This window comes from Metabacillus sp. KJ11-3 (assembly GCF_055808295.1).
The window spans coordinates 4,704,620-4,716,697 of the sequence record NZ_CM147865.1 but is presented as its reverse complement, the minus strand read 5'-3'; the positions used below and the strand labels follow the sequence as shown (position 1 = coordinate 4,716,697).

At 37.5% G+C, this 12,078-nt stretch carries 13 protein-coding genes and 1 riboswitch; of the genes, 3 read left to right on the top strand and 10 right to left on the bottom strand.

What is annotated here, in order from left to right; translation table 11 throughout:
* Nucleotides 1–99 precede the first annotated feature (99 nt).
* Both AC0L8O_RS23455 and AC0L8O_RS23450 read left to right on the top strand, forming a co-directional pair.
* The gene (locus AC0L8O_RS23455) at nucleotides 100–609 is read left to right on the top strand and encodes an AraC family ligand binding domain-containing protein (RefSeq protein WP_473445673.1); all 510 of its coding nucleotides are present in this window, start codon (nucleotides 100–102) and stop codon (nucleotides 607–609) included.
* Between the two features lie 7 nt (nucleotides 610–616).
* On the top strand, nucleotides 617–952 hold the full coding sequence (locus AC0L8O_RS23450; RefSeq protein ID WP_473445671.1) for a helix-turn-helix domain-containing protein: 336 nt from the start codon (nucleotides 617–619) through the stop codon (nucleotides 950–952).
* Nucleotides 953–1,068: 116 nt separating this feature from the next.
* Here the strand turns inward: AC0L8O_RS23450 and AC0L8O_RS23445 are convergent, their stop codons facing one another.
* From AC0L8O_RS23445 to AC0L8O_RS23415, 7 genes are all read right to left on the bottom strand, one after another.
* Nucleotides 1,069–1,629, bottom strand: a complete 561-nt coding sequence (locus tag AC0L8O_RS23445) for an ECF transporter S component (protein WP_473445669.1) — start codon at nucleotides 1,627–1,629, stop codon at nucleotides 1,069–1,071.
* 168 nt (nucleotides 1,630–1,797) lie between these two features.
* Nucleotides 1,798–1,929: riboswitch (FMN riboswitch) on the bottom strand.
* Between the two features lie 448 nt (nucleotides 1,930–2,377).
* A complete protein-coding gene (locus tag AC0L8O_RS23440; RefSeq protein ID WP_473445667.1) occupies nucleotides 2,378–2,632 on the bottom strand; it encodes a hypothetical protein in 255 nt (84 codons plus the stop codon).
* A 72-nt stretch (nucleotides 2,633–2,704) separates the two neighbouring features.
* Nucleotides 2,705–3,619 (bottom strand): NAD(P)/FAD-dependent oxidoreductase, encoded by a 915-nt coding sequence (locus tag AC0L8O_RS23435; RefSeq protein ID WP_473445665.1) that lies wholly within the window; start codon nucleotides 3,617–3,619, stop codon nucleotides 2,705–2,707.
* A 365-nt stretch (nucleotides 3,620–3,984) separates the two neighbouring features.
* Nucleotides 3,985–4,890, bottom strand: a complete 906-nt coding sequence (locus AC0L8O_RS23430; RefSeq protein WP_473445663.1) for an SDR family oxidoreductase — start codon at nucleotides 4,888–4,890, stop codon at nucleotides 3,985–3,987.
* A 90-nt stretch (nucleotides 4,891–4,980) separates the two neighbouring features.
* Nucleotides 4,981–6,279 (bottom strand): TolB family protein, encoded by a 1,299-nt coding sequence (locus AC0L8O_RS23425; protein WP_473445661.1) that lies wholly within the window; start codon nucleotides 6,277–6,279, stop codon nucleotides 4,981–4,983.
* A gap of 187 nt (nucleotides 6,280–6,466) precedes the next feature.
* The gene (gene nfsA / locus AC0L8O_RS23420) at nucleotides 6,467–7,216 is read right to left on the bottom strand and encodes an oxygen-insensitive NADPH nitroreductase (RefSeq protein ID WP_473445659.1); all 750 of its coding nucleotides are present in this window, start codon (nucleotides 7,214–7,216) and stop codon (nucleotides 6,467–6,469) included.
* Between the two features lie 68 nt (nucleotides 7,217–7,284).
* Nucleotides 7,285–8,493 (bottom strand): MFS transporter, encoded by a 1,209-nt coding sequence (locus AC0L8O_RS23415; protein ID WP_473445657.1) that lies wholly within the window; start codon nucleotides 8,491–8,493, stop codon nucleotides 7,285–7,287.
* A 377-nt stretch (nucleotides 8,494–8,870) separates the two neighbouring features.
* On the opposite strand from AC0L8O_RS23415, the gene AC0L8O_RS23410 reads away from it, so the two are divergent.
* Nucleotides 8,871–9,149, top strand: a complete 279-nt coding sequence (locus AC0L8O_RS23410) for a spore morphogenesis/germination protein YwcE (RefSeq protein ID WP_051475795.1) — start codon at nucleotides 8,871–8,873, stop codon at nucleotides 9,147–9,149.
* Nucleotides 9,150–9,195: 46 nt separating this feature from the next.
* Here AC0L8O_RS23410 and qoxD read toward each other — a convergent pair whose 3' ends face one another.
* From qoxD to qoxB, 3 genes are read right to left on the bottom strand one after another with little or no spacing between them, the layout of a single operon-like run.
* Nucleotides 9,196–9,480, bottom strand: a complete 285-nt coding sequence (qoxD, locus tag AC0L8O_RS23405) for a cytochrome aa3 quinol oxidase subunit IV (protein WP_473445655.1) — start codon at nucleotides 9,478–9,480, stop codon at nucleotides 9,196–9,198.
* 2 nt (nucleotides 9,481–9,482) lie between these two features.
* Nucleotides 9,483–10,079: a cytochrome aa3 quinol oxidase subunit III gene (gene qoxC, locus AC0L8O_RS23400; protein ID WP_473445653.1), complete on the bottom strand. Its 597-nt coding sequence runs from the start codon at nucleotides 10,077–10,079 to the stop codon at nucleotides 9,483–9,485.
* A gap of 2 nt (nucleotides 10,080–10,081) precedes the next feature.
* Entirely contained in the window at nucleotides 10,082–12,025 is a 1,944-nt protein-coding gene (gene qoxB, locus AC0L8O_RS23395; RefSeq protein WP_473445651.1) for a cytochrome aa3 quinol oxidase subunit I, read from the bottom strand.
* Between the last annotated feature and the right edge of the window lie 53 nt (nucleotides 12,026–12,078).

Sequence of the window (12,078 nt, the reverse complement as noted above, 5' to 3'; positions counted from 1 at the left end):
ACAATGAATATAGCTATATTTCATACGTTTTACGAACATACTTCAGTCTTTTTTTGCTCACCTCAACGAAAAAGGGTAAGAAAGGGGGATTTTTTTGCTATGGAAAAGAAAAAGGGCGCAATTGTTTTTCGGTTTAATGAACCTAATGTGAACAAAGTTGCACAAATTTGGTCTGTTGGTTGGGATGAACAGGATTCATCGATTTATTCTTGGAGCGGTACAGAAAGAAAGGATCAAGATAAATACATTTTTCAATATACGTTATCAGGACATGGAGAAATCAATATTGACGGAAAGATTTATCAACTAAAAGCAGGCCATGCGTTTATTGTGAACAGTCCAAGCAATTATCGTTATTATTTACCTGAGCAATCAACAAAATGGGAGTTTCTCTATTTAACTCTATACGGAAACGAAGCAAAGCGCTGTTGGGAGCAGGTTAAAAAATCAGACAACCAGGTTGTTCGTTTCCACCCGGAATCACCACTCATTAAACTGCTTAAGCAAATTTACGATGATTCAATCGAAAAAAATCACCAATGCCTACCATGGCTCAAGCATTGCTTATCAATTTTTAATGGAATTATCTTTATCCTTAAAAACAGTTGATAAATTTATGGAGGATTGGTCAGAAGGAATTATAAGCGCTGTTTTATTCGCCCAAAACTATTACCAGGATGATATTGGAGCAGAGGAAATGGCAGAGGCTTCAAAATTATCTAAGTATCACTTTACAAGATTGTTTAAAGAAGAAACTGGGACAACGCCTATTCAATATTTAACAAATATTCGCCTACAAAAGGCCATCGAGCTTTTGCAGCATACAAGATATACAGTTGATGAAATTGCACAGTTAGTCGGGTATAAAAATGCGAATTATTTAAATAAGATAACCAGGAAACTCACCGGGAAATCGCCAGGAGAAATTAGGCAAGAGAAACATACTGTTTAGGTTGATCCACATGTTACCGTTTGTCATTATTAATAAAGGTTACCTCGTTTTCCCTGAGGATAGCTTTTTCGGCAAAAAATAGTCCCCAGTAAATCACTGGGGATGTCTTCGTTCTTTTATGCAACTTTTGTCATCCAACTTTTAAGTCGGACAAATACCAATACAAACATTGTTGACATCAGCACACCTTTTACTACATTAAACGGTAATATTGCAGGTATAACTAAATTGCGCATATCAGGTGCCTGCATGAAGTAGGTATATGCCGGAAGGATAAATAAATAGTTTAATATACTCATAATAATTGCCATTGAAAGTGTTCCAACCGCAAGAGCAATCATCATTCCTTTTCTTGTTTCCATTTTTTTATATACAAAATACGTAGGTAAGATAAAGACAACTCCTGCTAAGAAGTTTGCTATGTGACCTACAGGCACTCCAGTTGGACTTCCCATCATTAAGAAATTAATGATATTTTTAATTAAAACGACTAAGACACCTGCCACTGGACCAAACATAATGGTAGCAATTAGTGCAGGAATGTCACTAAAATCAATGAATAAAAAGGTAGGAAATAACGGCAACGGGAAAACTAACAGCATTAATAAATACGATATACTGCTAAGCATTGCAACTGAAGCCATTGTTCTTACACTAAATCTTTCTGTTCTAATCATTTGTCTTTCTCCTCCATTGATCCATCGCGTTTGGAAGAGGTGTTCGCAAAATAAGATACCTTATGCGGTTAATTACCACATAAAAAACTCCCTCACAAATGTATGAGGGAGTGTTGAAGGCATCTTAAATAAACGTTCATCTAGTTATTTTTTGAACGTTAGCTGAACCTCCATCTTCTCCCATCCAGACTATACTGTCGGCTTTGGAATCGCACCAAATCCTGCCTAAAAGGCTCGCGGGCTTAAAGAAAGTTTCTTAATACCGCCGATCGGGAATTTCACCCTGCCCCGAAGATAGATCGTTATTTTGTTTATGTCTTCATTATACAGAAAACTACATATTTTAAAAGATATTTGCATTTTATTCCTAGTTATTCACTTGGTGAAAATTTCCCCTTTTTTATAAGAAAAGCGCAAGCGCCTTGACCAGCCTAGGGCAAATAAGGCGATTTGGAATAGAAGGCGTTCTTTGCCTTCAATTCCAAATTGACTTTGACCTAGAGGCAGTCTAAGAACGCGACGTCTTGTCGCAAAGACGGCACTTGCACGTCTTATACTTCGGGGCTAGGCGCTGGAGCTAGACATCCACACTAAGTACAAAATTTTATACTTTCTTACCTATTTAGAAAAACTTGGTTTATCGCCAAGTCCTAATGGTGAAAGCCTTAGTTTTTCTCATACTATTATCCATAAAATTTTAGCTTTCTGATCGTATAAAATAGAGGCGTGTACCGCAACGACTCTTCTCTCAATTATTTAGATCTATTTGAATGGTCCCCTTTTGATGCATAATCGTCATCTTTGTTCCAGGTGTCATGATATTTTCTAAAATATCCTTAGCCGCTTGTAAGGCAAATTCGATTCTTTCCAGCTTCTCTGTCACTTCTTCAGATTGGGTGAGTGGGTATTCTGATAGCTTTTCCGTGTAGTCAAAAGACTTTTGATGATATTCAGCCAGTTTTTCATACACTTCATCGTACAATTCTTCAATTTCTTTTTTCAAATCCAACCTCTCCCTTATTGTTTCCTACTCTCTCTATGATACAAAACATCACGACGAAGGAAAACAGAGATTTCACTTATTGTTTTTCAATAGTCGTTTATGAATCCATATTGCTGCCTGACATCCGTCTGCCATCGCAATAGTCACTTGTTCTGAGTGGGCAATAAGATCTCCCGCTGCCCAAACATTTGTTATATTTGTTTCCTTTGTTCGAGGATCTACAAGAACATGTTTATTTTCAAGCCTTTCCACACCTAATTGTTTTGCAAGCTCAGAATGAACAGCATTTCCGCCAAATCCGATAAATCCCTTATCACCATGTACGATTTGTCCATTTTTTAATGTCACACCTTTAAAGTCTGATTCATTTTCAGTGATAATCCCGTCAATCTCTTCATTGATAACAGCTATGTTCTTTTGCTTGAGCTCATTTAATAATGACAGCTCTATTTCTCCATCATGATTAATGAACGTAATCTTATCTGTCCAATAAGTAAGAGTTAGCGCTAAATTTGCACCTGTTTTCCCTGACCCTAAAAGGAGAACATGCTGATCCCTTACCTCATAGCCATCACAATCCGGACAAACATAGATGGAAACACCTAAACACGGGTTTATGTTTTTAATCCCGGGTATTCGATCTTTTATTCCTGTGGATAACAAAAGGGTTGTGGATTCATAGGTTTTACCTGATTTCGTTTTCACCATTATTATTTCTTGATCTTTTTTAGCTTCGATTACATAATCTTTTATAAATTCAATTCCATACTGTGCTGCTTGTTTTCTTCCTAAATCTCTAAGAGTTTCACCACTTACGCCGTTTGGCCATCCCAAAATATTATGATAGCCTCTGCATAAGTTTGACCTTCCATCTTCAGAATCAATGACTACTACCTTATGCATATACCTCCCTAATTGAATAGCCGCCTGCAAACCGGCAATTCCTGCCCCAACGATTAAACATTCATATGTATTTTTTGACATCATGACACGTCCTTTGAAGTAGATACTACTTATCGTGCGTCAAAGTAAAATTGTTCATTCAAATAGAAAGGGACCTTTTTATAATCGGTCCCCTCAATACTTCAAATTTTATTTTTCAATTGTGGATAACTACGCTTTCATTTGCAAATTGTTGATATTTCTTGAGGTATTTACCTTTTATAACGTAAAAATTTAGATATTAACAGCTTATTATCCAGTTAACAACAACTTATCCACAAAAGTTATCAACATATCCACAATTTCTATCCACATTTTGTGTGGGTACATTCGTTCGCCACAATATATATAGGACTATTATCTCCTATAAACAAGTTATTCACAGGGTGTTTTGTCGTAACTACGTTCTTTCACGAAGTGCGAAATTGACCTCCATTTACGTGTAATACTTGGCCTGTAACATAGCGTGAATCATCTGATGCAAGATACACATATGCAGGTGCAAGCTCAAAAGGTTGCCCTGGTCTTTTCATTTCCGAATCTGAACCAAATGTTGATACATTTTTCGCTGAAAAACTCGCCGGAATTAACGGAGTCCAGATTGGACCAGGTGCTACTCCATTCACTCTTATTCCTTTATCCACAAGTGATAAGGATAAAGATCTTGTAAATGTTGTGATTGCTCCTTTTGTTGCAGAATAATCAATTAACGTTTTATTTCCTTCATACGCTGTTATGGATGTTGTATTAATGATGGAGCTCCCCTTTTGTAAATAAGGCAAACTTGCTTTTACCATATAAAAAAAGGCAAAAATATTTGTTTTAAACGTTCTTTCCAGTTGCTCAGCTGAAATATCCAGAATACTTTTCTGCACAAATTGTACAGCATGATTATTTATAACAATGTCCAAGCGACCAAAGGTTTGTAAGGCCAATTTCACGACGTCATAAGACGTTTGCTCCCGGGACAGATCTCCAGAAAATAATAAGCAGTTTCCACCCAACTCCTCAATTCTGCGCTTCGTTGTCTGGGCATCTTGATGCTCATTATAATAAGGAATTACGATTGCAGCCCCCTCTTTCGCAAATACATAAGCAACCGCCCTCCCGATCCCACTATCTCCTCCGGTTATAATCGCCACCTTATTTTTTAACTTTCCACTTCCTTTATACCCTTCCCATTCTGAAATCGGCGGAGGATTCATTTCATATTCAAAACCAGGTTGGCGGTTTTGATGTTGCGGAGGAAATACAATCGGCTGCATCTTTATTTGTTGTTTTTGCCCATAATACGGATAAATAGGATATGGATACATGAATGCCCTCCCTCATTCAATTACTTCGCTTAAATCTATTCACAAATAGCTTGTAAAAATAACAAAAATCCTAAAGAAATCATCATTCCTTTAGGATTTTCCTATAAATTTTTTTATGATAAATGAAATGATAATAAGGAAGATCGAACAGACAAACATTGTAATAGCCACAATACTCAAGCCAATTCCATACCATGGATTTGTCAAAAATCCAACAATGAAGCTGGCAACAAACGTAAGAACAGAAAGCGCAAGACTAATCAATGAAGGCAAATACACTTTCCCCGATCTTCTCTTGGCAACCAGGATTAGTCCGACAAAAAAGAGAAGATAGTAAACGACAATGGCTTGTTCACTTAACAAAACTTCTATTGTCTTTGGAATAAAATAGGTTTCACTTGAGACAGGAAGATCCAACTCTATCAACTCCGGTTTTACATTACCTTCGAGAGAGACTGACATTAATTGAATATATTCGGGTTCATCTGGCCAATTTTCATACTGTAGAAATGCAATATGATCTGTCTTGTGCAAAAAGACCGGCGACTGCACATTTGCTTGTAAATCTGTTAACTGCTTCACTTTATTACTTTTCACATTTTTTACGAACAACTCATAATGAAACAAGCTACTATTCTTTGATTGCTCAGTTACTGCTGTATAAGCGAGTAAACTTCCATCTTCGGAAAAAATAGAAGAATACATATCATCATTGACTTGTGCAACAGGTGTTTCGGTTTTTTTCTCTAAAGAATAAGCAACAGGCTGTTCATTACTTTCAAATAAACTATAATACAAGGTTTCTCCATCAGTCGAGATGGACAGGTTATTCATTGAAAAATGGTCTTTATCTGTCAGTTGACGAATTTGACCACTTTGACGATCTACTTGGTAAAGATCATACCCTTCCTTTGTTTCGCCTTCTAATTTTCCTACCTCAGATGCTAGCATTGCAGTAAAGAATATTATCTCATTGTCAGAGGCGAAGACAGCATCTGTTACGTGAAGACCATCCAGCGTCAATCTTTTTGCATCACTTCCATCATGATTCATTACTGTAATGGTTTGAATTCCTTGATCATCCTCTGATAAAAACAACAATTCTTCTCCATCATGTGAAAATTTCGGTGAATGGGATCTTCCCTCTATTTTCTCACTTAATCTAGTAACATTAGATCCATCCAGATTTGACATATAAATGGCTTCATGTCCATCTAAAAAGTAAGAAAAAGCGAATTGTGAATCATCTGGGGCTATATCAAATTCCTGTCCCAGGCCTGTATAAAAACGATATGGGTCTCTGTCCTGTAGAGTTTGATACAGGATTGAACCGATCATGAGAAGCAGATTTACCACTGTGAAGATTATGAGTATTCGCTGTTTTTTCACCAATTCTCAACTCCTTCCTATTTTTATCCTATGTAACGGTACAATCTCACTTGTACGCAAAGTGAAAATCCAAATAATTCCTCAGCATTTTAGCCAATTATACTATATTTACTAGTAGCAGGACTGCTTTCAAGTGAAATTTATACAGAAAAAAGCCAGATGCAAAAAGCACCTGACCATAATGAATTTATCGCTTATTAAAGCCTTTTTCCTCCACAAATTCTTTCATATACATTCTTGTCGGTCTAGATAATAAGCGCGCCATTTGACCAGTCCATGTGTCTTTTCTTTCTCCATTTGTACGCTGTTCATAATACGCAGAAATTTGTTGATCATATTCTTTTAGTTGACTTAAATAGCTTGTCTGATCTTGTTGATACTCATCTTCATGATACACATGTTCAAACGGAAGTCTTTGCTTTTGATCAGGCTCCTGTGCCGGATAACCTACTGCAATACCAAAAAGCGGCAAAACATGTGAAGGGGTCTTTAATAAACTCGCCACTTCAGACAGTTGGTTTCTTAAGCCTCCGATATATACTGCTCCAAGTCCTATTGATTCAGCAGCGAGCACAGCATTTTGTGCCGCAAGAGCCGCATCTATCACAGCAACCATAAACTTTTCAGTACTCTCGAGAATTTCACTTGCATCCTGATTATATTGATCAGCAATCAACTGATGCCTATGTAAATCTGCACAAAAAATAAAAAAATGGCCATTTTCCGCTACATAGTTTTGCCCTCCGGCTAACTCTGCTAATTTCCGCTTTTTCTCTTTATCTTTCACACCAATTATAGAATATGCCTGAATATAGCTTGAAGTTGATGCAGCTTGGGCACTTTGAACAATCAGTTTAATTTGTTCATCTGATAATGGTTTATCCTCAAATTTGCGTATGGAACGATGATTTAAAATCGTTTTAATTACATCATTCATTGTTGCCGCCTCCTTTTTTCTATTATAAAAAGGATAACTCTTTTTTCGTTCATTACATACTGTTTTGCTTATACTAATTCTTTTTGCTTCGTTTCTTCGCCAAGCAGCATCACAGCTAATGCCCCAATAATAATGGATATGGCAAAAATAAGGAAGATGGTGTTGATTGAGTAATCAGCCGCAACAAAGTAACCGACAACTAACGGTCCCAAAATACCTCCAACTCTTCCAAATGATGCAGCTAATCCTGCTCCGGTACCGCGCACCTCTGTTGGATAGTGCTCAGGTGTGTAGGCATAAAGCGCCCCCCACGCCCCAAGATTAAAAAATGATAAAAAGATACCTGATGTGAGTAATAATGGTAAAGTATCAGCATTTCCGAAGAAATAGGCACTAAGAGCTGTCCCTATCAAGAACGAAACAAGAACAAATTTCCTCCCTGCACGTTCAATTAGATAGGCGGCCAGAAAATAGCCTGGCAGCTGTGCAAGTGTCATAATAAGCACATACTGAAAACTTTTAATTAAACTAAATCCCTTCAACACCATTACACTTGGTAACCAAAGGAACATACCGTAATAAGAAAAAACGACGCAAAACCATAGAATCCAAAGCATCGTTGTTTGCTTAACATAAGGCTTCGCCCACACTTTTGCAATTTTAGTCAACGAGGATTCTTTTTGTTTCATCATACCAACTGCCTGAAATCTTGGAGAGTCCGGGAGTTTCATTCTTAAATATAATGCATAGAATGCTGGTAAAGCACTTAATAATAGGGCAGCTTGCCAACCGTAAGTTGGAATAACAAAATAAGAGATAAGTGCAGCAATTAACCAGCCGCCTGCCCAAAAACTTTCTAATAAGACAACAACCTTTCCTCGCTCATTGGCTGGAACACTTTCAGACACTAATGTAGAGGCAACCGGAAGTTCTCCTCCTAAGCCAGCACCGATAAAAAATCGTAAAACAAGGAACAGTGCATAGGATGTGACAAATGCAGACAGTCCACTTCCCACCGAGAATAGTAATAGAGTGATAATAAATACTTGCTTACGACCAACTTTGTCAGCCATTAGCCCAAACACTAAAGCCCCTACAGCCATTCCGATCGAATTCATACTCCCGATCCAGCCCATTTGAGAGGAAGTTAAATTCCATTCCACTTGTAGAGCAGCAATGATGAACGAAAGGATCCCAACATCCATGGCATCAAACATCCATCCTAACCCCGCTATGCTTAGAAGCTTTCGTCTTGAAATTTCTTGAGTTGTGTTCATGTCATCCACCTTTCACTAAGGTCTTTTCCAAGTCAAATTCATGTTTCATCTTTTTCACTCAGGGAAACGTATAAATAGATACACACAAAGTGCATGAAATGGTAAAGGAAACACGACAAGGATCTTAGGAAAACCCGAATTTTACTAACTAACGAAGCATATACTATTTTACTCTCCACCTTCACTTATACGCTATACAAATTCTTGTCGTCAATTCATATTGCTTAACATGCCAAATTCTTTTTCACTCCATGCACTTTTCTCTTTATTTCTTGTTGGCAAGTGTGTTATATTAAATGTAACAAAAAGTTCACAAATTATTCTTTTTTTAGACACAGACTTGTAAACGCAGTCAATGTTAAAGGAGCGTGTCAGATATGGATGTATTTTTCGCTTATTTATTAATAGGAACAGCCACACCATTGTTTTTATGGAAAGAAAATAAAAAGCTTGCTATCTTACAAGTGCCACTTATTATTTTAATGTGGACAACATTAGTTCTCTATATGTACTCTGATTTCGGAACAGGCCACTTGGTATTTGGGGCAATGTTCATCTTTAATATCGTTGCAGCCCACTTAACTGTTCTTTATGTCCTTTGGAAATCTGAACTACCGGAATTTTTACAAAGCAGATCTGAAGATTATTTGCACTAATAAGAAAAGGGTATGACTCTCACATAGAGTCATACCCTTTTTCCTTTTAGCCCATATCCCAAACCATTGCTAGAAGCGTACCAAAAATAGTTACTAATGCAATGATTACTCCGTAATAGATGTTTGTGTAAATTGCCGCTTTGTCTTCCGTTTCACCTGCGTGCATGAAGACAACGAGCTGAAGACCAGCCTGTATGAATGCTGTAACAAGAAGTACAGTCATCCCTACTTGAAACGACATATCAAAGAAGTAAACACCAAGTGCAATGACCGTTAGGACTAATGAATAAACAAATCCCATAACTTGTTTAAGAGGAAATAATTCGCTCATGTTTACATCATTCCTTTCAGATAGATGAAGCTGAAGATAAAGATCCAGACTACATCTAAGAAATGCCAATACAGTGAAAAGATAAACGATTTATTCGCTGTTTCCGGAGTTAAGCCACGCTTTTTCACTTGCATGACGATAAATAATCCCCAGAAAAACCCGAGTGTTACGTGGGCACCGTGCGTTCCTAATGTTGTCAATAAGATTGACGTAAAGGCACTTGCTCCGATACCTGCTCCTTCATGAGCATAATGGATAAATTCATAGATCTCAATACCTAAGAACCCTAATCCAAGAATAAGTGTAACAATAAAGAAATTGATCATCGCCTTTTCTCTGCCAAGACGCATGGCATGAATACCAAGACCAATTGTAAAACTACTTGTTAAAAGTAAGAATGTTTCAAAGATAACAGGCGTAATAACGAAGATTTCAGCTCCATCAGGGCCTGAACCTGTACGGTTATATAAGGTAAAATAGGTTGCGAAAAGTGTTGCGAAAAGCATGATTTCCGCACCAAGGAAAATCCAAAACCCAAAAATCTTTAATCGATTTTCTTCTGTACTATATTCTAGTGGAAGCGAGTTATCAATTTTCAAGTTTAAGCACCTCGCAATTCTGATTCAGTTTCTTCTACTTCTTTAGCAGGAATATATCGACCATGATCTTTTTCAAACGAACGAAGAGTCATAAAGACGAATATTCCAATCGTTGTAATAATTGCTGGAATCCATAGACTAAAGATCAGCGAGAAGCCCCATGCAAAGAAGAAACAACTCATAATGAAAGGCATACCACTGTTATTAGGCATATGAATTTTTTCAATTTTACCATTAAATAGTTCATGACCATGTTTCTTCGCATCCCAGAATGCTTCACTCGTTTTTACTTCAGGTACAATCGCGAAGTTATATTCTGGAACAGGAGTGTGTGTAGCCCACTCAAGCGTACGCGCATCCCATGGATCTGAACCGATGTTTCTTTCAGCATAACGAATGCTGTAGTAGATGTTATACACAATTAATGCAAATCCGATCATCATAATTGCAGCTCCGACAAATGAAACCATATTTAATGGACCGAATCCAGTTGATTCTGAATATGTGAAGCTACGACGAACTTGACCATCTAAACCAGTAATATACATTGGGATAAATGCTAGCACGAATCCGATAGAAAGTAACCATGCTGTCCATTTCCCAATTTTTTCATTCAACATAAAGCCGAACATTTTTGGCCAGTAATATGTTAAACCAGCAAGCATAGCATAAACTACACCAGGGATAATAACATTGTGGAAGTGAGCAACTAAGAACATTGTATTATGGTATTGGTAGTCAGCTGCAGACATCGCAAGCATAACCCCTGTTACCCCACCCAATGTGAAAAGCGGGATGAAAAGCATTGAATAAAGCATTGGCGTTGTCATGCGAATCTTACCTTTTCTTAGCGTGAACAGCCAGTTAAAGATCTTAACACCCGTCGGTACAGCAATTGCCATTGTTGTAATAGAGAAAATACTGTTTGTAAACGCACCTTGACCCATTGTAAAGAAGTGATGCGCCCATACTAAGAAAGAAAGAAGTGAAATTAACACCATAGACCAAACCATTGACTTGTAGCCGTATAGGTTACGTCCAGAGAATGTTGAAATAATCTCACTGTAAAGACCAAATGCAGGTAAAATCAAGATATATACTTCAGGGTGTCCCCAAACCCAGAAAAGGTTCGCCCAAAGCATATCCATACCGCCGTTACCCAGTGTAAAGAAATGAGTACCAAATAGGCGGTCCATTGTTCCCATCGCTAACGCTACTGTTAAAACAGGGAAAGCGAAAACGATGATTAAGTTTGCAATAAGAGCTGACCATGTGAACATTGGCATTTTCATTAAAGTCATACCAGGTGCTCTCATTTTCATGATCGTCGTTATAAAGTTAATACCCGTCAGCAGGGTACCGATACCGGCGATCTGTATCGCAATCATATAATAATTCGTTCCGACAGATTTACTGAATTCCTCACTAGCCAGTGGGAAATACGAAGTCCAACCTGCGTCAGGTGATCCCCCAACAACGAATGAAATGTTAAATAACATAGCTCCCATAAAGAACAACCAGAAGCTTAGTGCATTAAGACGTGGAAATGCAACATCACGAGCTCCAATTTGCAATGGAACAACCAAGTTCATGAAGAACATGATAAATGGCATTGCCATAAAGAGAATCATCACAACTCCGTGAGTTGTAAAAATCTCATTATAATGCTGTGAATCTAATAATGTATTATCAGGAACGGCAAGCTGTGCACGCAACATAATAGCGTCAACGCCACCGCGGAATAACATAACTAATGCAGAAATTAAATACATAATACCGATACGCTTATGGTCAACTGTTGTTAACCATTCACGCCATAAATAACCCCATTTTTTAAAGTATGTTAATCCAGCAAGGATGGCAATTGTAGTTAATCCAATCGCAACCATTGATGCATAGATCGCAAAACTTGGATGAGGCACGGCAAAACGATCAAAGAAATCCATACGTTTGTGACTCCTTTCGGGAATGAATTATTTTGTAAGAAGAAAACTGTGAT

Bases quoted from the DNA above. Each gene is read 5' to 3' on its own strand.
- AC0L8O_RS23450 (WP_473445671.1), top strand. From the start codon at position 617: ATGGAGGATTGGTCAGAAGGAATTATAAGCGCTGTTTTATTCGCCCAA.
- AC0L8O_RS23410 (WP_051475795.1), top strand. From the start codon at position 8,871: ATGGATGTATTTTTCGCTTATTTATTAATAGGAACAGCCACACCATTG.
- nfsA (WP_473445659.1), bottom strand. From the start codon at position 7,216: ATGAATGATGTAATTAAAACGATTTTAAATCATCGTTCCATACGCAAA.
- AC0L8O_RS23435 (WP_473445665.1), bottom strand. From the start codon at position 3,619: ATGATGTCAAAAAATACATATGAATGTTTAATCGTTGGGGCAGGAATT.
- AC0L8O_RS23415 (WP_473445657.1), bottom strand. From the start codon at position 8,493: ATGAACACAACTCAAGAAATTTCAAGACGAAAGCTTCTAAGCATAGCG.
- AC0L8O_RS23445 (WP_473445669.1), bottom strand. From the start codon at position 1,629: ATGATTAGAACAGAAAGATTTAGTGTAAGAACAATGGCTTCAGTTGCA.
- qoxB (WP_473445651.1), bottom strand. From the start codon at position 12,025: ATGGATTTCTTTGATCGTTTTGCCGTGCCTCATCCAAGTTTTGCGATC.
- AC0L8O_RS23455 (WP_473445673.1), top strand. From the start codon at position 100: ATGGAAAAGAAAAAGGGCGCAATTGTTTTTCGGTTTAATGAACCTAAT.
- qoxD (WP_473445655.1), bottom strand. From the start codon at position 9,480: ATGAGCGAATTATTTCCTCTTAAACAAGTTATGGGATTTGTTTATTCA.
- AC0L8O_RS23430 (WP_473445663.1), bottom strand. From the start codon at position 4,890: ATGTATCCATATCCTATTTATCCGTATTATGGGCAAAAACAACAAATA.